We start from the raw sequence: 22,628 nt of genomic DNA, 5'->3' as shown, positions 1-22,628 counted from the left end.
CCACCTAAAATTTCCGCGAATGCTATGCTAGGAAGTTAGGTGGGAGATTACTGTCCTTAAATGTGGCTGATTAAAGCTACAGCCACATTCTCCTGTTCTAATTAACTAAAAGAAGAACTTCCCCATCCCGATTAAACTACTGATCATTCCTATTCCACTCATGGTGCCTTTTCCTGCTGTAAGTAAGTTTCCAAGCATTCCAAGCTGACCGTTACCTCCGTTATTTCCCCATCCCATTGGGGCCCACGGACTACCCCATCCTGGAGGGTTTCCAAAAACACCCGAGTTATTGGTATTGAAATGAAAAGGCTTGGCTGGCGGCGATAGTAAAGCGGCAAGATGACCTTGTGCGAACATCCCTGTGTGATTGAATGGTTGCGCCCAGGGGAAGGGAGGTTTTTGAAAATTAAAACCTGCATGACCTGGTAATGGAGTCCAATTAGCAGGGTGGCCTTGTGGTATTATCCCTGCATAATTAATTGGCTGCTGCCCCCAAGAGAAGGGAGGAGGTTGGGGATTGAACCCCGTATAATTGGCTGATGAATCCCAACTAACTGGATAGACTCGGTAACTCCAATTCTCAGGAAGCTTTAAATCATTCATTACCTCAGACGTAGTTATTTCGGGCTGTGAATATAATGAAATTTGGTTAGTATATTGTTCCCCGTTTCCCTGTGACTTCAAATACCAATATTGGTGCATACGCTAATTCCCCTCACTTTAAAAATGTAATGTTAGACTTAGCCTATGTAATATTCCTTTTTTTGGATGGTTACATAACTAGATCTACAAGCCTGTATTTAAAGGAATGGGTGCGTGGTCTTGTTGATTTTTCTCACTGCCTGTAAAATTCCCATTGATTTAAAGTTTCAATTTATTTTAGAAGGGTATTTTCAGTTGCTTCTTTTTGTATTTCAGCCTAATTTAAATTCCGTTAACAAACGTTTTTATAAAGGTTTCATCAACAAAAAGATTTTAAAATGGTATGTTGAGCAAGTGGAATTGCTAAAAAGAGAATATCCATTCGAAGAGTTTGGCAAAATACTGCAAGGGTAATGTTTTCTTGTGCAAATATGTAAACGATTTAAACGAATCAATGAAATTTATAATGAAGGGGCAATTAAATATATGAGTGAAACATTACATAAAAGAAAACCACCATATTTAATGCTTGTAATCCTTTTTATTGGGGCATTTGTTTCATTTCTAAATAACTCCCTTTTAAATGTAGCCTTGCCATCAATAATGAAAGATTTAAACATTCAAGATTATTCAACGATCCAGTGGCTTTCTACAGGGTATATGCTTGTAAGTGGTATATTAATTCCGGCATCAGCATTTTTAATAACGCGTTTTTCAAATAGGAGCCTATTTATTACATCTATGGTGATTTTTATTCTTGGTACTGCCTTAGCGGCTGTAGCACCGAACTTTGGTTTATTACTTACTGGTCGGATGGTTCAAGCGGCAGGCTCTTCAGTTATGGGGCCTTTGTTAATGAATATTATGCTAGTAAGCTTTCCGAGAGAAAAAAGGGGAACAGCAATGGGGATTTTTGGACTAGTTATGATTACAGCTCCAGCAATTGGGCCGACACTATCAGGTTATATTGTAGAGTATTATGACTGGCGTTTGCTTTTTGAAATGATTTTACCGTTAGCAATCATTAGCTTACTGTTAGGGATTTGGAAATCTGAGAATGTCATGAAACAAAACAAAAATGCAAAACTTGATTATCTCTCATTACTATTATCTTCTGTCGGTTTTGGCGGTCTGTTATATGGATTCAGTTCTGCAAGCTCCGATGGCTGGACGAATAAAGTTGTCTTAACAGCCTTAATCATAGGCGCTATTGCCTTAATTGCTTTCATTATCCGTCAATTAAAAATGGATGAGCCGTTATTGGATTTACGTGTTTACAAGTACCCAATGTTTGCACTTGCGTCTGTAATTGCAATTGTTAACGCGGTGGCCATGTTTTCAGGTATGATTTTAACACCAGCTTATGTACAAAACGTCCGTGGTATTTCGCCGCTGAGCTCTGGGCTGATGATGCTTCCAGGTGCGGTAATAATGGGGATTATGTCACCAATTACAGGTAAACTATTTGATAAATATGGTCCTCGGATTCTTGGCATAGTAGGGCTTTCCATTACAGCTGTTTCAACTTATATGTTGGCAAGTCTGCAAATTGACTCTAGTCATACACATATTATTCTTATTTATACACTGCGGATGTTTGGGATGGCGATGGTGATGATGCCACTTATGACAAATGGTCTTAATCAATTGCCAACTCGCTTAAATCCGCACGGTACAGCTGTTAATAATACAGCTCAACAAGTGTCCGGTTCCATTGGTACTGCTATTCTTGTTACGATTATGAACTCTGTAACAAAAACAAAAGCTGAAAGTTTAATGTCTCATATAGATCCAACAACCTTCACAGAAACTACGAAGGCAATAGTAACTCAGAAGGCTTTATTATCCGGAATTCAATATTCATTCTATGTAGCGCTTGGCATGAATGTTGTTGCACTACTATTAGTTTTTTTCGTTAAACGTGTAGACACAAGTGCGGAAGCCGTCGAGAAGTTAAATCGGTAGAGAAGAATAAAACGTTAGATAATGATTCCTACAAGTTGTTTGCTGATTAGATAAACTATAAAGAAATACAAATTTTTGCTACTAAGGCGCCGGTATTTAAAATGGGAAAAGAACTGAAAGAAGCAGTGACATAATTATATAGTGAAAGAGGACCTGATGTTCATATCAGGTCCTCTTTCATTAGTAACACGGTATATTGCTTATTGTATTGGTTTAACTAAACCACTGATTTTTCAAATACTACAATCTTAAGCTCGTCAACTTCTCTATTTTGGGATGTTTTAGAAGAAAATGAATCAAAATAATCATTTTTATGAACAAATACAAGAGATGAGATCCGTTTGCAATTTCTCATAAACATTACAAGTTTAGATTATCTTTTAATACCAACATTAAAAGGCTCCAACTATATTTATTCGCTTCATTTTAATTTAGTATTTTTCTACAAGTTATAAATCTAATTGCCAAGCTTATACGCAATATCATAATCATGAATAGTTAGGGAAAAGATAAAATAAGGTAATCAATTACATATCTTTATTTCATGCTTTTTTGAAAGGGTGTTTTTAATGGAAAAAAAAGTATCTGCCATTCCTCAGCCGAAAACATATGGACCGCTGGGTAATCTCCCATTAATCGATAAAGATAAACCGACCCTATCCTTTATCAAGATAGCGGAAGAGTATGGTCCCATTTTTCAAATTCAAACTTTAAGTGATACCATCATTGTCGTTTCTGGACATGAATTGGTAGCGGAAGTCTGTGACGAAACACGGTTCGATAAAAGTATAGAGGGTGCTTTAGCAAAAGTTCGTGCCTTTGCTGGGGACGGATTATTTACTAGCGAGACTCACGAGCCTAACTGGAAAAAAGCTCATAATATTTTGATGCCTACATTCAGCCAACGGGCAATGAAAGATTACCATGCCATGATGGTCGATATTGCTGTACAACTCGTTCAAAAATGGGCACGGCTTAATCCGAATGAAAACGTAGATGTTCCGGAGGATATGACACGTCTTACGTTAGATACAATTGGTCTATGTGGTTTTAATTACCGATTCAATAGCTTTTATCGTGAGACACCTCATCCTTTTATTACTAGCATGACCCGTGCTCTAGATGAGGCGATGCACCAATTGCAGCGGCTGGATATAGAAGACAAACTTATGTGGAGAACGAAACGTCAATTTCAGCATGATATCCAATCTATGTTTTCTTTAGTAGATAATATTATTGCTGAACGTAAAAGTAGTGGAGATCAGGAAGAAAATGATTTACTTTCCCGTATGTTAAATGTGCCAGATCCGGAAACTGGTGAAAAATTAGATGATGAAAACATTCGTTTCCAAATTATTACTTTTTTAATAGCTGGACATGAGACAACAAGTGGATTGTTATCTTTTGCAATTTACTTCTTATTAAAGAATCCGGATAAATTGAAAAAAGCCTATGAAGAAGTAGACCGTGTTTTGACAGATCCTACTCCAACATACCAACAAGTTATGAAACTGAAGTATATGCGGATGATTTTAAATGAATCGCTACGTCTATGGCCTACCGCTCCAGCATTCAGTCTTTATGCAAAAGAAGATACAGTGATTGGCGGGAAATACCCAATTAAGAAAGGAGAAGATCGTATTTCTGTTCTTATTCCACAGCTACATAGGGATAAAGATGCATGGGGAGACAATGTGGAAGAATTCCAACCTGAACGATTTGAAGAGCTGGATAAGGTTCCTCATCATGCTTATAAGCCATTTGGAAATGGCCAGAGAGCATGTATCGGTATGCAATTTGCACTTCATGAAGCCACTCTTGTAATGGGAATGCTTCTTCAACATTTTGAATTAATCGATTATCAAAACTATCAGCTGGACGTAAAACAAACATTAACGCTAAAGCCCGGTGATTTTAAGATTAGGATTCTACCCCGAAAACAAACTATTAGTCATCCTACTGTTCTTGCACCTACAGAGGACAAGCTGAAAAACGATGAAATTAAGCAACACGTCCAGAAGACACCTTCTATTATTGGGGCCGATAATCTTTCACTTCTTGTTCTGTATGGCTCGGATACAGGTGTAGCAGAAGGTATTGCAAGAGAATTAGCAGATACAGCTAGTTTAGAAGGAGTTCAAACGGAAGTGGTAGCTCTTAACGATCGAATTGGAAGTTTGCCAAAAGAAGGAGCGGTACTTATTGTGACTTCTTCTTATAATGGAAAACCGCCAAGTAATGCAGGGCAGTTTGTGCAATGGTTGGAGGAACTAAAACCAGATGAGCTAAAAGGGGTTCAATACGCAGTTTTTGGTTGTGGAGATCATAATTGGGCTAGTACCTACCAACGGATTCCAAGATACATTGATGAGCAAATGGCTCAAAAAGGAGCAACAAGATTTTCTAAACGCGGAGAAGCAGATGCAAGTGGTGATTTCGAGGAACAGCTTGAGCAATGGAAACAAAACATGTGGTCTGATGCGATGAAGGCATTTGGATTGGAGCTCAACAAAAATATGGAAAAAGAGCGCAGTACTTTGAGTCTGCAATTTGTCAGTCGTCTTGGAGGATCTCCTCTTGCACGAACATATGAAGCAGTTTATGCATCTATACTAGAAAATCGTGAACTTCAATCATCCAGCAGTGATAGAAGTACACGACATATCGAGGTATCTTTGCCAGAAGGCGCTACATATAAAGAAGGAGACCACCTTGGAGTGTTGCCAGTTAATAGCGAGAAAAATATCAACCGAATTTTAAAACGTTTTGGATTAAATGGGAAGGATCAAGTTATACTGAGTGCAAGTGGACGAAGTATAAATCACATACCTTTAGACAGTCCTGTTAGTTTATTGGACCTTCTTAGTTATAGTGTTGAAGTTCAAGAAGCTGCCACTCGAGCACAAATACGAGAAATGGTAACATTCACAGCATGTCCTCCTCATAAAAAAGAATTGGAAGCATTATTAGAAGAAGGAGTTTATCATGAACAAATATTAAAGAAACGGATTTCAATGTTGGACCTTCTTGAAAAGTATGAGGCTTGTGAAATCCGATTTGAACGCTTTTTAGAACTTCTTCCTGCGCTCAAACCGCGTTACTATTCTATTTCAAGCTCTCCACTCGTTGCACACAATCGTCTGAGCATTACGGTCGGTGTTGTTAATGCGCCTGCATGGAGTGGGGAAGGGACATATGAAGGAGTCGCTTCTAATTACTTAGCTCAGCGTCATAATAAAGATGAGATTATCTGTTTCATTCGAACGCCACAATCAAACTTTGAATTACCTAAAGATCCAGAAACACCAATTATTATGGTTGGGCCAGGTACTGGAATTGCACCATTCCGTGGATTCTTGCAAGCGCGTCGTGTTCAAAAGCAAAAAGGTATTAACTTAGGACAAGCGCATCTATATTTTGGTTGTCGTCATCCTGAAAAAGATTATCTTTATCGTACAGAACTAGAAAATGATGAAAGAGATGGATTAATCTCTTTACACACAGCTTTTTCTCGTTTAGAGGGACATCCAAAAACATATGTACAGCATTTGATAAAACAAGATAGAATCAATTTAATTTCGTTATTAGATAATGGAGCTCATCTTTATATATGTGGTGATGGAAGTAAAATGGCTCCGGATGTAGAAGATACCCTTTGTCAAGCATATCAAGAAATTCATGAAGTCAGTGAACAAGAAGCAAGAAATTGGTTGAATCGTGTGCAAGATGAAGGGCGATATGGAAAAGATGTTTGGGCTGGTATATGAATGTTTCTTAATTAGATACATATTAACTAATGAACTTCTTTCGAATAAATTTCACTTTATTAGTATAGTGTATTTAGATGAATAGTGATTAACCAGATTATTTAGTATCTACTAAATAAAAAACAGGACCTGATAACATCTATCAGGTCCTGTTTCACATAGACATTATACATCGATATTTTCCACACATTATCAATGTTTGTAATGTAGTTAGCCTTTTGAGTCAGCTATAAAATCAGATATTATTTTTTCGATATCGAAAGGAGTAATCCCTTTATTCAAAGAGAAAATAGTTTCTGCTTCTTCGATGTCTTGAACGAGTTCACCTCTAGCTTCAATATGTAATCGGAACAAGTCATATAAATTTGGTTTAACTAAATTAGTTAAAGCCTTTCCAACTAGTATCATACCTTTTTGATTAGCCTCGATGGTATTATCATAAGTTAGATCTCTTGTAAGAGACAAATCTGTCCAAATCAATTTTCGTTCCTTTAAGTCTAAAATAACTGGAATAGAGATTTGGGTGTCGGCAGTAATATCCACTTTATCTTGAACAGTAGAAGGTTCAAATATTTCACCTGAACCAGGATATTGACGAACCATCCAACCAGTAAAGCATTCTGGTAAATCTTTATATGGTTGGTCTGTGTAAGAAAGCAAAGTCATAACTACATAGCGTCCACCATATTTCAGCACAGACGGAATATCGAAATCAATGAATTCAGATGCTCCCTTTGGTGCAGAAGTAATATCTCCGCTATGGTAGGCTTTGAAATTTTTTGAACGTAAGTTCGTGAAGGATACATGTTCTTTGTATTGCCAATCTTCGTCGTACATTGCAGCAGACAAATCAATGTCAACACGTCCTGTATGTTGTCCATTCACATAGCCTTCTTTCCACCATAGGAAAAAACGAATCGTATCTCCTTCTGGCAAATCTACTTTACTTCCTCGAGATAATGTGCGAAGCGCTTTGCTGGCTGAACGTTGAGAGAAGGGAACTAAGTGATTTTTTAACTGTTCATCCAAAAATACTTTTCCGAGACTTGGAAGTTCTGCGAAGCGATTTTTTAAAGTATCTTCACACATTTTTACAATCATTAAACAAATATCCTCTGAGATAAATGGAAGTGTATTTTCAATACCTATAGCTTTTGCTACATTTCCCTTTGGAAAAAAGGTGCGAAATTCATTTTTATCATTTCGATGCTTAAAATGAGCCGTGAGTTGAAGTAATACAGGAGTAGAAACATTTCCTATTATACTTAGAAACTCTTCGAGAATATTGAAAACATCTGTTGACGTATCACTACATAAACGGATTAAATGATCCAAGCGTCTGGCAAATTCCCCCGGGCGAGTTTTTAAAAGATTTTTCGCTGTCATGATATCACGATTCAACAAAGCTGCTTCTATTTTTCCATTAAATGTTTCAACTTTAATGTTGTTGCGAAGCATCTCAAATGCTCGGTGGGTTTTTGGGAAACGAGTATGATATTCTGCTGGATGAAGAATTTCACCTAAACGAATCCAACGTTTTTTGTATCGAATCATATCTTCGGTAATGTTTCCGCATTGCTCTAACAATCCTAAAAGAAAGCGTCTTTCTACTCGGTTAAACTTCTTGAATCGAACGGAGGATGCTAAACTCACATCACCTTCAGATAAAGCAACTGCAAGGCGAAGAACATCAGTTGCTGTTTTAAAATACTTTGCAGCAGCATCGGCTGATATTTTTCTGTTTATTAATAAAACCCCAATTATAAAAGACATATTTTCCTTATGGGGAATTACATTAGGTAGAAAACAGGAAACATCTTCAGTGTGTGTAATAGCCCATTCTACATCTGTCTTATCAGTTGAGGAAATAGAGCTGTTTGCACGAATCAATTGAGAAATCATTTGATTGAAATCTTCTTCACTTCCTAAGTCAATAACTTTCAAATCAACGCTATCTAAAAGAGGAAGTCGTTCTTCTACTTTTGATACAGGTAGGCGCAACGTCACATAATGAATAACGGCATTGATGTATAAATCAGCGTTACTTAAATCCATCATTTGTTGCGGAAAGTTTGGATACATAGGAGTAAACTGAATATGTGCACCAACCATTTCTTTTAAATGTTTTACCAACTCTTTGTAAAACGATGTGAATGCACCAACCGAAAGTGTTTGCAACTCTTCTATTAAAGGCTCAGAAAAAGTAAATCCTAAACTTTCCAAGTTTTTTAAAGCAGTGGCTAAATACATGTTCGGTAGTTTATTTTCTTCTCTTTTTATAATTACTTTCAAACTTCTTCTTATGTAAATAGAATTTTTCATGAGAACGCCGATTATTCACTCCTTATAAAAGAGGGGAATAGTCCGACTGTCCTCCTTTCAGTGGTAGATTTTTATTTTTACATGCATAAACACACTAATTGTAGAGAAATGCACTGAGGGTATAAAGCTATTTTTTAGTGAAAAATTAGGGGTGTAACATTTAGTTGTTAAGTGGTAATTTGTTAATTAAGAAAAGAAAACCTCTACATCAATGGTTGATAAACTAAAGTTTATTCAAACCCAAAGAAGAAAGAGGTTTTATAGTCTAATTATTTTCATAGGAAATTGACAACTCTAAAACAATTTGAAATTTCTACAAAGAAGGAAGAATTGTCATAGCCTATGTGTTTAGCAGGAAAGTAACATCCCTATTTCGCCAAAGAAGTTAGAAGGAAGGAACGTCATAGCCTGCTTTATTAGTATATTCTCTTGCGAAGAGCAATTCAAGTATACAGTCTGATTTTTTAAAGTTTTCCTAAATGGGAATTTTCATGTTTATCCCGTATTAACGGAGGATTTTTATTTTTGATATATTATGGAATGGAGTTGAATGAGTATTATAAATACAAAAGGTGAAATTAAAAAAACAAAAAGAAAAGTATTACTAACTATACTTACTGTGTTAGTAATTATAATTGGATTTGGATATTGGAAACTTTTTAGTTTGCAAGGTGTTCCAAAAGGGGAATTAATTCGAACAGTGAAATCTCCAGATGGAAAATATCTCATCAAGACTTATTTTCATAATGCAGGATCATTAAGTGCGGATGCTGTTAGGGGTGAATTAGTTAACCTTGATACAGATTCAGAGAAAAATATATATTGGAATTATCCAGATACCGATCCATATATTGAATGGGTAAATAAGAATATTGTTAGAATTGGAGATCAAACTTTAGATGTTTCGCAGAAAGAAACCTATGATTGGCGTGATGATGATAAGCACGTTAAAGAAATGCCTAAACAGTTTAGTAGATAAAACAAGAAAATTTAAATGTATTTAATCTTATTTGTTTAACAATAGATAGTATTATATGAGTGAAAGAGTCCATTTAAATCTTCTAAATGGACTCTTTTAGGTTTCTAGATACGACTACTGATAAAAATGGAACAAACTTGTTACTTAGGTTGTCTATTAAGTATACGTATAAAACAGGTGTTCATGATAGTTCGCTCATTTTATCCCGCTATTTGCCCGTAAAAGTCCGACTGATGAGGGCTGATTAAAGTTTCACTTTATCCTTTACTGTATCTTGTAACTACATTTTGCCTTGCTGTAAAGAAACAAAAAACATTTTTCTTATTCAATAATTCCAATTTCTAGAGCTTTTTGAACAGCTTCTTCTTTGTTGCGGACTCCTAGCTTTGTATAAGCTGTGGAAGCATAATTTCTGACCGTACCATTCGATAAATATAACCTTGATGCTATGGTAGTGTATCGAAGTCCCTTGGCTACTAGTTGCAATATTTCTATCTCCCTAGCTGTTAGCTCATAAGCGGTTGCTTTCGATTGTGGTGTCTCTTTTTGCGCATCAAACTTTTCAAATATTTTGTGAGACATTCCCTGATCAATCAGTGTCCCACCTTTGTGAATAAGTCGGATTGTATTAGCTAGCTCCAATGTTTCAATAGATTTGAGTAAAAAACCATCCGCACCGTTGCGAAGCGATTCCAACGCCTGTTCGGTATCCTGAAAAGTGGTAAAAATCAATATGCGGATATGTGGCCATTGTTGCTTAATCTTTTTGGTTGCTTCGACTCCATCCATGTGCTGCATATCTAAATCCATAAGTATAACATGGGGTTGAAGGCGCCCACACAAATCGATGGCTTCATTGCCATCCTCGGCTAAACCGACTACATTTAAATCTTCATATCTATCGAGTAGTGTCCTCAAACTTTCCCGAACAAACGGCTGGTCGTCTACAATTAACAAACGAATAAGTCCATCTGTTATTTCAGTTTGTCGCGGTATGGTACATGTAACAAGCATTCCTTCATCTGGCTTTGTATATACAGACAATTGACCTTGCAAATTCATTGCTCGTTCTTTCATTGCATTCAGACCGAAGCCTTCCTGCCATTCTACATTTCCTTTTCCATTATCTTGAACTTCTAATCTCGTATATTGTTGTTCAAACTGCAATGAAACTATAATTTCAGTTCCTTGACCATGACGTACTGCATTCGTAAGGGACTCTTGTAAGCAACGAATGAACGCTATCTTCGCTTGCCGAGACATTTCATATTCCTCTCCGTATGCCCGAAAACTTACATTAACCTGAGCGTGCTCCTGAAATTCGGCTCCAAGATTTTGGAGAGATTGAATTAAGGAAGGCGATTGGCAAGGAGACTCCATTTGATGTAGGTAACCTCTCACGTCCTCGATGCTTTTACGTCCCATTTCAAGCAGAGAATCTAGCCTCTGTATACCCATTTCAGTAGCAAGTTCGGTGCGCAACGTTTCCATCCCCATAATAATAGATGTATAAGCGTGACCAACTGTATCATGAAGCTCACTCGACAGTCTGTTTCGTTCTTCCGCCAGTGTAATGCGTTCAATCTGAGACATATATTGCTCAAGTACCGCGTTTTGTTTACGAATTGATTCATTTTGTTTATGATTGACGATTAATAAATGAAAAGCGAAGCCCATTACATATGCGAATCCATAATAGGTGACCATAATCCAATAGCTATTACTTGGCGCAACCGCATAGAAAATTCCAGTTGTTATAAAAACCGTTATTGGAGCTGTCCAATAATAGGACAAATGCTTACTATTCGCAGCAATTAGAAACACCGATATAAGAAATGTGTTGTAAGCTTCTGGAAATAATAAGGTTAAATATATACATAGTCCACCATATAGCAGTATTTCTGTGAACAAATAATATTTATAATTGAATAGTAAGGCTACCCATGGAACAGAGAAGGCAATAATTTCCCAAAGAATAATAATCCAAAGTGGTAATGTTAAACCATCCTGAAAATTTAATGTAGCTAGAATGATAGACACACTAGCAAGTAGGCGTACCCCTAACATAATCCAATCATACCAAAACCAATACTTAACCATATCTAACAAGTCCTTTACCCCCTAAATAGCCTACCATTTTACTTCCTATATAATAATTTAATCCTTCCTGCCTTATTATACTTTTTAATTTAAAACTACGATACTACTCACAGACTGCAAACTTCTATTGATTTAGTTGCCGAATCATACTACGTGTATAGCCCCCAATTTTCTTTGTCAAACCATCGACTATTCTAATACTTATGGCGGTAAATACTATACCCATAAACATTACAAAGAGTGACTTGGCAAAAGTATCTATTTGTATAAATATAATATTCATATCGATGTATCGATACAGTAGTGGTGCCAACAGGAACATAAGTGGCATTACGTAAAAAATGATTGCACTAATGAGACTGAAAATGCCAATCGTAAATTTCTGCATTAGCCAATAGACAGCACACCAAGTGCGACGATCTGTTAGCACTAATTTCACCTGAGACCAGTTCGATGTATCCATTGTTATACTTCTATCGTAAGAGTCTGTTGAAATATCTGTATAAATTTTCGTCTGTATGCGCTCGAATTGGATAAAGGGTGTGGTAGTCTGTAGTACGCGCATAATTAATGGAATCCCAACAACAGTAAATGAAAGGGTTAAACTAAATAGCAGAGCTATTAGGTAAAAACAAAAATAAAACAATCCTGTACCGAAAGTTAGCAATAAAAAATAACCATTATGGATGAATCTTGATTTCATAAAGTTCATCGCTCCTATCTGTGTAATAACCGAATCATACTGCTTTTTTTGTCATTCTCACTAGTGTAAAAGTGTCATATGACAGTTCTAAATGATGTTAAAAAGGGGAGAGCAGCTTACTTCTGGTTAAAAAGATGCTTTTATCCCGCTATTTACTGGGCAGTAAGACTCCCACCTCAAAATTCAGCGTTAGGTGGGGGGCGGGCTGCCGGTAAACGCACGATTGGTGAAGGCTAATAATCAGTGGGGGATGAACAAAAACCTGCTGATTAAAGTTTCACTTTATTACTCCTCCACAAAGCAATCCCGTTCTTACATCTGCAAGAACGGGATTGCTTTGTACTTTTATTTAATATGAGATGGACTTGTTTTTCGAATATGAAAAATAATATCAAATTGCTCAAGCAATGAAGTATCAAAATACACCGAACTGTTCGGGAGGATTTGTCCCCCTATACTTAGTAATGGTCTTTTTGCTTTAACCCATTTTTCTGCTTGTCCTTTAAGGTGACGGTTATCCAATAAAAACATTTTACATGGCACTTTTCCGAGAGTATAATTGAAACTTTTTACATCTTGTGGAATAGTGTCGGTTGTAATCTTACCTCCAGTGGAAGGATTATATTCGCTGTATAAGGTAAAATTCCCCTCCGTAGTTGTACTACCAATTGTGACATAATTATTGTCTAAACGTTCCTTCAAAAACTGCCCCGCAACATAAGGGTATAATTTCTCATCGATAATTCCTTTAGCTATATGAATATTGTGTGCCCATACCATCGTTTTACCACCAAATGTCTCTTGTGCCCACATTGCATGATCGGCCAAGTATTGTTCATGTAGTTTTATTATACTTGGATAGTCGTTAGGGAGTAGCATTGTGGTAAATTTCTCTATTGCACTTGCCGTTGCTTTCGCCCAGATGTACTCGGATGGAATTATTTCTGTGTTGGCTTGTTCATTCTCATCTTTTAGTAATCGGGCTACTCTCTCAGCGTTTGCTTTAAACTTCTCTTTCCTTTCAGGAGCAAGTTTCATATATTCCTGTATACTTCCAGTAAAAGAAGACAATTCTTTATAATTTTCTTCTACTTCTGCCAGCAAATCTGGTCGATGCAGCCTTACATAATCAATTACTTTATTAAAGCTACCTTGGTCCAACGCCTTTAAGTCGAGCCCAATAAATTGGATCTTTTTTTTATTGGATGGATCAGCATTATAATCTTTCATCCACTCAATCATGGCTATAATTTCATCAGTAGGATATAACAATTTTAAAAATTCCCTAGGGTTTCCTTTTCCTGTTTGGATATATTCATTTAGTTTTAAGCCGTTTCCCCAATCTTCTTCCATTGCAAAATTCGTAAAACCCATTTCAGTAACCAAATATTTCACAAGGCGAAACTTCATAGTAAAAATTTCAGAGCTTCCATGAGTATTCTCTCCTAATCCTACATATTGCGCGTTCCCAATCATTTTCTTAAGTGGTTTTAAATCTTCAAATGGTTTTGACGGCTCTATCGTTTTTAATGGGTTAGCCTGTGATTGTATTGATTTAACTATATTTTTTTGGACTGATTGACCTGAATTTTCGACTGCTACAGTTTGAGCGTTTCCTACTTCCGCGCATCCTGTGACTAATAAAGCTGTACTAACCATTGCAATCATTCTTTTCTTATTCATTTTTACCCACCTCAATTGAATTATTTTCAAAAGCAAGATTGATTCATGTACTTGCACGAATCAATTGCCTTAATTCAATTGTTATTTATTCCATATCATATTTTCTAGTTACATATTGTCATAAGATTAATTGACACAAGTCATAGGTTAATCATTACACTTTTGTACTATCGGCTATGACAGTTTATAAATAATAATTAAATTGTTGAATCGCAAGTAAGACTAGATTATGAATTTGGGAGGGATTTTAAAGATGAATGATCTGTATGTCAAAATATTTTTATTCTAAGTTGTAGCTGTTGAAATGACAGGAAGTAAATTTGATAAACAAATGAATAAAAGGGGAAGGGGGGATTACAATGTTATTACACGGAGAAGCATTCCACAATAAAGATAAAATCCAACGTGCTAAAATAGGACTTCAACTCTTTCTAAGTATCTTAACCATTACTTCTATTATTCTAAATGTAGTAGTAATGATTACTAACAGTATGCCGCTTATTGTGGTATATATGTTTACCCCAGCATTTTCTTCTATTTTGACTCGCATAATATTGAAAGAAGGGTTTAAAGATGTATCTTTTAGTCTCGGTAACTTAAAGATATGGAAGGGGATTGGTTTTGCGCTGTTAATACCTATGATAATATGTGGAATTACTTATTCTATCGCCTGGTTGAGCGGAATTGCGAGGTTTCAGCCCCCGCAAGGTGGTATGCTAGAACCTATTTACAATATACTTGGATTTCAGTATCTACCGATACCATTAAGTTTCATTTTTATAGTAGTATTGAGCGGAGTTTTAGGTAGCTTGCTTAACTTAATTCCAGTTATGGGAGAAGAAATGGGTTGGCGAGGTTATATGCTTACAAGACTAATCGATGCAGAGTTTTCACGCCCAATCCTTATTAGCGGATTGATTTGGGCAACGTGGCATGTTCCAATTGTTATAGCTGGTCTATATGTAGAAGGAACATCTGCCCTACTTTCAGTACTTGGCATCTATTTTTGTATTGTGCCATTCAGTTATATTACAGCTTATTTACGACTTATCACAGGTAGCGTTTGGCCTTCGGTTATCATTCATACTACTTGGAATGCCATTATTCAAGGACCTTTCGCACGTGCAAGTACAGGAGATCAAACTGAGATTTGGATTGGAGAATCTGGTTTGATAACCGCTATTATTATCTTGGCTACTGCAATAATTATGTCTCGAATCGTAAATTTTACTAAATAGCATACGGATTTGTTTTAAATTCAGTTAGTGTAATATGACGAGGCTGAAATAAGATGCTCCTAAAAATATTAGAAAAAATCTAGTTGAACGGACTCTTACTTAATCTTAGGCTGCTGGACATGCTGTGATATCCCATCGTCATCAAGCTAAGAAAATAAACTTGGTTGCCATAAAAAAACATAATGTTTTCATTTAAAGTCTTGGAGATGAAATTTCATCATCTTCATCACGTTTGACCTTCAGGAAATAAAAAGTTAAACGATTATATAAATACTCTAACTGAAAAAACGATAGTCCTTTTATCAAAAATGTAGAAGGACTATCGTTTATTTTTTTTGACAAAATTAGGGATTGATGTTCATAAAAATGGATAATATAATTCGTATTTTACGTAAAGAGAAAAATTTCCCCCTAGAATATTAAGCTAAATCTCTTGGTGTGACGGTTAATTTAAGTTTCACTTTATGACTTGTAAAGGGCTGTTCAATGCATCGTACTATTAAAAAATCTAAATTAAATCATTAAATTGAGATAAAATGTGGTCGGAAATAATGAAATTTTAGGAAAAATAAGGTACACTAGTCTATGATTTTAGTTGAAAATCGTTTGACGTTAATGCATACGGGGGAAAGATTGATGAACAACAATACAACAAATGAATCAGTTGAAGAAATTGATCAAAAACGAGTAAGATCAAAAAAACGTTATACAAATTGGAAGTTTATCGCAGCAGGTATTGGTGTAATTGCACTTCTTATTGGGGGAATGAGTTATTATCAGGCAACTCACTTCAATTCGAATGTTACAATTAATGACACAAAAGTTGGTGGTCTGAGCGCTGATCAGGCAATACAGAAATTAAAGACATCTGGACTAGCAAACAAAGTCTATGTTGATCAACAACAAATTTTAGATGAAAAAGATACAAAAACGGAACTTACGGAAAAAGATTTGCCTCAAGTTAAGAAACTATTAAAAAGTCAGTGGACATTTTTCCCTTCCTCAAAGGGAGAAAATTATTCATTGCTACCAGAGAAGGCAGATCAGTATCGTAGTGAAACGATGAAAAAACTTGTAGAAGAAAAGCTCATCTCTATGAATGAGAAATTAAAAGCGCCTCAAGATGCTATGGCGAAGCTAGAACAAGGGAAAATTGTTATTTCGAAAAGTGTTGAAGGAAAACAGTATGATGTTACTAGTCTACTGAAAGATTACGATAAGCAAAAATATAAAAGCGAAATTCATCTGAAGTCTGCATACATAAAACCTATTAAAGAAGACGACCCGATTGTCAAAAAAGAGGAGAAAGCACTACAGAATCTTCTTGGGCAGTCTGTTGAGTATAAAGTGCAGGATGAAGTTTATCCTTTAAAAGCGAAAGATTTAATTCAAAATGCCTCTATGTCAAAGGATATGAAAGTTACAATTGATGCGAGTGACATTAAGAAGAAAATTACTGAAATTAATAATGCCAAATCAACCTTAAATAAAGATTTCTCATTTAAAACGCATTCCGGTTCAGTCATATCAGTAAAAGGGCAAGGCTACGGCTGGGCACTAGATGTTGAAAAAGAAACTAAACAAGTTCAACAAGCCTTTGAGAAAGGCGAAAAGGCGCTTTCTGCTTCTAATATTCACGGAAATGGTTGGGAGAAGGAAGGTATCGGTTATAAAACAACAGCGAATAATGGCATCGGAGACACGTATGCGGAAGTTTCAATTGCAGAGCAACAAATTTGGATTTACAAAGATGGAAAATTAGTTGTTACAACAAATGTAGTAACTGGTAAACATAGTACTGGTGAAGATACATCACCAGGTGTGTGGTACGTTCTATATAAACGAACACCATATACGCTAAGAGGTAACGCAGTAGGAAAAGCTGATTATGCAGTTAAAGTAGATTACTGGGTTCCATTCACAAATAGCGGTCAAGGATTCCACGATGCCGGCTGGCGAAAAGACTGGGGAAATAATGCTTATTTAACAGGAGGATCAGGTGGGTGTGTGAACCTTCTTCCTAATGTTGCAAAAACTGTATATGATAGTTTGAACACGTATGATCCAGTTATCGTGTACTAGAAAATAGCTACGTATCAAGAAATAAACAAAGCAGGAAATCTTATCTGATGGTATATGAAAAAACACCTCTTGCATTCGCATACTAAGTGTGCAAATGCAATGGAGGTGTTTTTGTTTGAATACAAAAGTGTATTGCTTATAAGAAACAAAGTAGAAAGAGATTAAGAATAAGTATTCAAATAATCAATAAAATTGACAATGAATATCATTTTCACTTAATATAGAATCGTCGCATTTAATTAGACATGAATTTTTTGTTAATATAATAGATTTCTATTAAGTTGTCATATTTACGAACTATCATTAAATATTTTAAGAATTTAAACGTAGGAAAGGGTAATATAAAATGAACTGGAAAAAAGGCGGATTATGGGTTATTATTTTTTTCGTTGTAAAAGGCACGATTTCTACACTTTTAATCGTTACAGGTGCTAAATATTTTGATTTATCATTTATGCAACTTATCTTATTAATTCTGACCTTATTAGTGATTTCTCTAATAAGTCGTAAATTGCTCTATAGACATAAACAAAACAAAAAGCAAAAAGAGCTAAATATATAATGAAGCCCCAGAGACCATTGGATTTCTGGGGTTTTATTTTGATAGTTTTTTCGCATGTATATTAATTTAACAGAATAGGTTGTCCAAAATGATAAAATCGATGATGTTTAAAATGCTTCAGTTATTTTTACATAAGGATTGTAGAGAGCCTTTGAATCAATCTTTATTCTGAAGCGACAGACACGTATAAATTATGCTCTTTTTTCAATTGGTAGTTTAAATGTAAAAGTACTGCCTTCTCCTAATTTACTTTCAACCGTAATTTCTCCTCCATGTAGTTCGACAATCCATTTTACCATCGACAATCCTAAACCTGTGTTTCCGATGTTTGAAGATGTTCGTGCTGCGTCAACTCGATAGAAGCGGTCCCATATTTTAGTAATATGTTGCTCGCTGATGCCGATGCCATTATCGGAGACTTTACCTATTATGTTGGTTTCATCACGGAATAGTTGCATATTCACAGTTCCACTCGCTTTGCTATAAGCAATCGCATTCGTTAGTAAATTCATTAATAAACGCATCATCAATGTTTGATCGGCTTTAATAAATAGGTCTTCCTCTATATTAGTTGTTATTTCAATCGAATTTTCTTGAACCATTAATGAAAGTTCTTCTACAACGATTTCCGTTAATTCACTCATATTGATACATTCAAATTGGAAAGTATTATGATTTCCTTGGTCAGCTCTTGCTAATAATAAGAGTTGTGAGATTAGAGCGGACATTTTACGTGATTGTTTTAAAATTACTTCTAACGATTCTTCCATTTCTTTCGGGTTATTCCTCTGCGATAAAGCGTATTCGCATTGCGAAATAATAACAGATGTTGGCGTTCTTAATTCATGAGATGCGTCAGATGTAAATTGTTTTTCACTTTCGAATGATGTCTCCAATCGCTCAAACATTTTGTCAAAGGTTTGTGCTAAATGATACATTTCGTCTTTCGGTGAACCTTGTAAATTAATTCTCTTTGAAAGGTCTTTACCATCACCAATTTTACTGGCTGAATCACTCATTTGTTGCACAGGTCGAAACGCCCTTTGCGTAATAAAATATCCTCCGAATGCCGCAATAAGAATAAGTAATGGGAATGAGATGATTGTTACCACGATAAGCGTATTCATCGTTGAGGATAATTGGTTCATAGTCATTATTCCACGAACCCAGACTTGCTCATCGCCGCCTGCATTATGGAGAAAATCATATACTATCCATTCTTTATTGCCGTCTTTAATGGTTTGTATTTCATCGGATTTAAGCGATATCTTTTTATTAAAGCTTGTTGGACTATGTCCTACCAACAGCTCACCTTGTTTACTATAAATGCTTATATTTACTCCATCTTCTAAGGTTTCAAAATCATCGTCAATCTTTAACTGCCCATGCTTATATTCGATATCTTCCATGCTTTCTTTTACTGTGTTCTTCAATTGATCTTTCATATTAAAAAGCAAAACTTTATCTGAAGAAGTTAAAATAAAAGCTAACACGAGTGCCATAATAATTACAATTAGCCCCGTATACCACAGAGTTACTCTCATTTTTATTGATAGTCTTTTCATGATTCTACTCGCAATACGTAACCAGTTCCTCGTACTGTATGAATTAACTTCGTTTCAAACTGGCTATCAATTTTTTTGCGAAGATAGCGGACGTAAACATCAATAATATTCGATCCGCCTTCATAGTCGTAATTCCACACATGTTGCTCAATTTTATCTCGTGTCAGCACAACTTCTTTATTACGAATCATATATTCTAAAATAGCAAATTCTTTACTGGAAAGAGTGATAACTTGGTCTCCTCTTGTTACTTTATGCATATTGCAATCTACCACTAGGTCAGCGATTTCAAACACATTAGATGTATTTCCTGTTTTTCTTCGCATTAACACTCGAATTCTTGCTAACAGTTCATCAAAAGCAAACGGCTTTACTAAATAATCATCCGCACCTAAGTCGAGCCCTGTTACACGATCATCAATTGTATCTTTAGCTGTAAGAAGCAAGACAGGAGTTGTATTATTGTCCGCGCGTAATCTTTGTAATACTTGTAAACCATCTATTCCTGGAATCATAATGTCAAGTACAATCAAATCGTAGGTAGCCATGTTTATATAATCCAGGGCATCTTCACCATTCCCACATGCATCGACACTATAATGTTCTGCATTTAATCGTTTTACCAATATATTTTGTAAGTCTTGTTCATCTTCGACGATAAGAACTCGCATTAACATTCTCCTTTTCTTCTTATTAATATGTATCACTATAATTCCGAAACATTAAAGAAAGATTAGAAACTAGTTAATTATATCATTTTATCCCGTATTAACGGGTAGTAAGACTCCTCACTCAAAATTCGGCGAATGCGAGGGGGGAGTCGGGCTACTTGTAAAAGCCTTCACTTTATTTTTTTGTACATTAATCTTCCTTTAATGTTTGTTAAGTAATATAAAGGCAAGGATAAGGTGCACATGTAAAGGGAGGAAAACAGAATGGGAAAATGGATGCTGATTGGAGCAATGTCTTGTGTATTGTTAACAGCTTGTTCTACTCAAGCTGATAACAATACAGAAGTACAACAACTGAAAGTGGAAAATGATAAATTACAAAAAGAAGTTGCTCAATTACAACAAGAACCAAGCAAAATAGGGCCTGCTACGAATGATACGAAGCAAACACAAGATTTCAAAAACGAAGTCACATCTATTGTAGAAAAGGCAAATAACACGAAACCAGTTGGAGCAAAAGAAGAAAACCTAAATACGTACTTAGCAGTAAAAAAAGAAATTGACCAACTGGATGACAAGATAGATCTATCTGATAATCAGCTAGAAGCAGATTATCACGCTGGAACGATAACTGTTGAACAATATCAAACGCAAGAAAGAGAACACGATATACTGGAAGATCAATTAGAACAAGCAGAAAATGCACTTGAAGCAAGATTTGGAATAGAGGATTAATCATTAAGGAGTGGATGGAAATGTTAAAACATAAAAAGAAAATAATGATAAGTGTAATTGCTATTTTAGTAAGTGGTATTGCTATTGTTGGTGGATATTATGGTATGGGTTACAATTATGCAAAAAAGAATGAAAACTACACAGAGAAACAAGTTCGTGAAATTTCTTTAGCTCATACAAATGGAGAAATTATTAATGTGAAAAAAGAATTCGAATTAGAAGATGACAACTTAGCACAATCAAAATTTGAATATGAAGTGGAAATCAAGACACCTGATAATCTGTTAAATATTTTAAAAGTTAGTGCAAGGACAGGTACAATAGAAATTGATAATGAAGATTAAATAAATATCGCGTATTTGAAAAAACTCCGAACAAAATTTGTTTGGAGTTTTTTCATGTTTATACTTTACTATTTTAAAATGTGGAAAATCTTCATACTTCTACAATCTATATAAATGGCTCAAGCTTCACATCTTATGAATTCCTTGAAGCGCTAAACTTAAGCAAAATAATGAACTATCCTATAGAAGAAAGTTGAGGGAGCTAATCGCATATGTTTTATTGAAAGGATGTGATTGAATTATGGAACGGCCAAATTGGGGAATTGGAGGATTAGTATTCGTTGGCTGTATGTTTCTTGGTGGAGGAGTGGGATCTATGTTAGGTAATGCCCAAACTGGATGGCTAATAGGAATGGGCATTGGATTTCTTGGGATGGCTTTAACGAGACTGTTCAGAAAATAATGTAACTGAGATTCTTCTTTTGGTAAATAAGGAAATATGTAAGTAATTCATGGCATAAGAGTTCTATAAATTATAGTTAGAATTTTCTCTTTTGTATTTGTCTTTTCTAAATTTCTCCATACATAGATAAGATTCTCAAGTCGGAGGATAGCACCTTAGGGTGTCTTTTTTATGCTTTTTAAAAATGTCTTATCATATAATAGCTGAGTTTTGCTTTCAGTCTCCGATGCCCATTAAACATAAAATGAAAATTCTGCACCATTTAAACTCTGATAACAATTCATACGATCAAGAATAATTGAGCTAATAGCTCTCGGTAGATTGTCATCATTTTTTTATAATACATTAGATTCATTACCGTTTCAGACCTATGTATTCATTCATAACCTAACAGTAAAAGGGGGAATGATTAAAGGTATGGCGTTTAATGATGAATTAATTTGTCAACAGTTTGCAAGAATTATCGGCGGGCAAGAAGGATTCGCCGGTGGGAAATGCGTGGCAACAATAAACAGGGATGAAATACGAGCAACAATCTTGGGAAAACGTTTTAGAGTAACAACTTCCTTTTCATTCGAATCACGAGACAATAAAACTGGACGGGCATTATGCCTAGGCCGAGTAGCACTCTTACAAAAAGAAGTCACTGAATTTGTGGCGACAATTATTAAACAAGGAATAATCGTTTCGTCTATACACAATGAGTGGTTATGTGATGATCCAAATTTGATTTACGTTAATATCGAAGACGTTGATGATCCACTAAATTTTGCAAGAAAAGTGAGAAGAGCATTGTGCAATTAACTAAGTTTTTTAGTTAAATGAGTGATTACGTTAAATAGAAGATTTCAGCGTGTTGAATGTTAT

The 22,628-nt window shown here is 35.5% G+C and carries 18 protein-coding genes; 11 read left to right on the top strand and 7 right to left on the bottom strand.

All coding sequences use genetic code 11. The features are described 5' to 3' along the window. Positions 1-105: 105 nt before the first annotated feature. Positions 106-702 carry a hypothetical protein gene (locus ACX9TM_RS16200; RefSeq protein WP_072769967.1) on the bottom strand — a complete coding sequence of 199 codons (597 nt, stop codon included), beginning with the start codon at positions 700-702 and terminating at the stop codon, positions 106-108. Positions 703-816: 114 nt separating this feature from the next. On the opposite strand from ACX9TM_RS16200, the gene ACX9TM_RS16195 reads away from it, so the two are divergent. The 3 genes from ACX9TM_RS16195 (at position 817) to cypD (ending at position 6,374) form a co-directional block, all read left to right on the top strand. Next, positions 817-1,056, top strand: a complete 240-nt coding sequence (locus ACX9TM_RS16195) for a hypothetical protein (RefSeq protein WP_000243463.1) — start codon at positions 817-819, stop codon at positions 1,054-1,056. A 72-nt stretch (positions 1,057-1,128) separates the two neighbouring features. Then, the gene (locus tag ACX9TM_RS16190; protein ID WP_000005110.1) at positions 1,129-2,607 is read left to right on the top strand and encodes a DHA2 family efflux MFS transporter permease subunit; all 1,479 of its coding nucleotides are present in this window, start codon (positions 1,129-1,131) and stop codon (positions 2,605-2,607) included. A 569-nt stretch (positions 2,608-3,176) separates the two neighbouring features. Then, on the top strand, positions 3,177-6,374 hold the full coding sequence (cypD, locus tag ACX9TM_RS16185) for a bifunctional P-450/NADPH--P450 reductase (RefSeq protein ID WP_072769968.1): 3,198 nt from the start codon (positions 3,177-3,179) through the stop codon (positions 6,372-6,374). 210 nt (positions 6,375-6,584) lie between these two features. Here the strand turns inward: cypD and ACX9TM_RS16180 are convergent, their stop codons facing one another. Further along, positions 6,585-8,696 (bottom strand): TerD family protein, encoded by a 2,112-nt coding sequence (locus ACX9TM_RS16180; protein WP_139256940.1) that lies wholly within the window; start codon positions 8,694-8,696, stop codon positions 6,585-6,587. 550 nt (positions 8,697-9,246) lie between these two features. On the opposite strand from ACX9TM_RS16180, the gene ACX9TM_RS16175 reads away from it, so the two are divergent. Beyond that, positions 9,247-9,675, top strand: coding sequence for a DUF5412 domain-containing protein (locus ACX9TM_RS16175; RefSeq protein WP_065382547.1), 429 nt, complete (start codon positions 9,247-9,249; stop codon positions 9,673-9,675). A gap of 321 nt (positions 9,676-9,996) precedes the next feature. Here the strand turns inward: ACX9TM_RS16175 and ACX9TM_RS16170 are convergent, their stop codons facing one another. The 3 genes from ACX9TM_RS16170 to ACX9TM_RS16160 all read right to left on the bottom strand — a co-directional run bounded on the left by ACX9TM_RS16170 (position 9,997) and on the right by ACX9TM_RS16160 (position 14,161). After that, a complete protein-coding gene (locus ACX9TM_RS16170) occupies positions 9,997-11,784 on the bottom strand; it encodes a helix-turn-helix transcriptional regulator (RefSeq protein ID WP_072769969.1) in 1,788 nt (595 codons plus the stop codon). 115 nt (positions 11,785-11,899) lie between these two features. Continuing rightward, complete coding sequence (locus ACX9TM_RS16165) at positions 11,900-12,478, bottom strand: sensor domain-containing protein (RefSeq protein WP_000842190.1); 579 nt, start codon at positions 12,476-12,478, stop codon at positions 11,900-11,902. A 345-nt stretch (positions 12,479-12,823) separates the two neighbouring features. Continuing rightward, positions 12,824-14,161: an erythromycin esterase family protein gene (locus ACX9TM_RS16160; RefSeq protein WP_072769970.1), complete on the bottom strand. Its 1,338-nt coding sequence runs from the start codon at positions 14,159-14,161 to the stop codon at positions 12,824-12,826. Between the two features lie 359 nt (positions 14,162-14,520). Here ACX9TM_RS16160 and ACX9TM_RS16155 point away from each other — a divergent pair, with 359 nt between their 5' ends. From ACX9TM_RS16155 to ACX9TM_RS16145, 3 genes are all read left to right on the top strand, one after another. Then, on the top strand, positions 14,521-15,399 hold the full coding sequence (locus ACX9TM_RS16155) for a CPBP family intramembrane glutamic endopeptidase (RefSeq protein WP_063220639.1): 879 nt from the start codon (positions 14,521-14,523) through the stop codon (positions 15,397-15,399). A gap of 636 nt (positions 15,400-16,035) precedes the next feature. Then, a complete protein-coding gene (locus ACX9TM_RS16150) occupies positions 16,036-17,481 on the top strand; it encodes a L,D-transpeptidase family protein (RefSeq protein ID WP_001064061.1) in 1,446 nt (481 codons plus the stop codon). A 346-nt stretch (positions 17,482-17,827) separates the two neighbouring features. Beyond that, positions 17,828-18,043 carry a hypothetical protein gene (locus tag ACX9TM_RS16145; protein ID WP_001104104.1) on the top strand — a complete coding sequence of 72 codons (216 nt, stop codon included), beginning with the start codon at positions 17,828-17,830 and terminating at the stop codon, positions 18,041-18,043. A gap of 191 nt (positions 18,044-18,234) precedes the next feature. Here ACX9TM_RS16145 and ACX9TM_RS16140 read toward each other — a convergent pair whose 3' ends face one another. Together ACX9TM_RS16140 and ACX9TM_RS16135 are read right to left on the bottom strand one after the other, a co-directional pair. After that, positions 18,235-19,608 (bottom strand): sensor histidine kinase, encoded by a 1,374-nt coding sequence (locus tag ACX9TM_RS16140; RefSeq protein WP_025686867.1) that lies wholly within the window; start codon positions 19,606-19,608, stop codon positions 18,235-18,237. Further along, entirely contained in the window at positions 19,605-20,279 is a 675-nt protein-coding gene (locus ACX9TM_RS16135) for a response regulator transcription factor (protein ID WP_001264526.1), read from the bottom strand. Before ACX9TM_RS16135 ends, ACX9TM_RS16140 begins: the two co-directional genes overlap by 4 nt. A 264-nt stretch (positions 20,280-20,543) precedes the next feature. On the opposite strand from ACX9TM_RS16135, the gene ACX9TM_RS16130 reads away from it, so the two are divergent. From ACX9TM_RS16130 to ACX9TM_RS16115, 4 genes are all read left to right on the top strand, one after another. Then, positions 20,544-21,014: a hypothetical protein gene (locus tag ACX9TM_RS16130; RefSeq protein WP_000521304.1), complete on the top strand. Its 471-nt coding sequence runs from the start codon at positions 20,544-20,546 to the stop codon at positions 21,012-21,014. 20 nt (positions 21,015-21,034) lie between these two features. Further along, the gene (locus ACX9TM_RS16125; RefSeq protein ID WP_065382430.1) at positions 21,035-21,358 is read left to right on the top strand and encodes a PepSY domain-containing protein; all 324 of its coding nucleotides are present in this window, start codon (positions 21,035-21,037) and stop codon (positions 21,356-21,358) included. A gap of 241 nt (positions 21,359-21,599) precedes the next feature. Further along, positions 21,600-21,761, top strand: coding sequence for a hypothetical protein (locus ACX9TM_RS16120; RefSeq protein WP_000441009.1), 162 nt, complete (start codon positions 21,600-21,602; stop codon positions 21,759-21,761). A gap of 405 nt (positions 21,762-22,166) precedes the next feature. Next, on the top strand, positions 22,167-22,565 hold the full coding sequence (locus ACX9TM_RS16115; protein ID WP_000589729.1) for a DUF1259 domain-containing protein: 399 nt from the start codon (positions 22,167-22,169) through the stop codon (positions 22,563-22,565). Positions 22,566-22,628 lie beyond the last annotated feature (63 nt).

The sequence above is a fragment of the Bacillus sp. LH1 genome (genome assembly GCF_057924895.1).
This window is presented reverse-complemented; position numbering and strand designations above follow the sequence as displayed.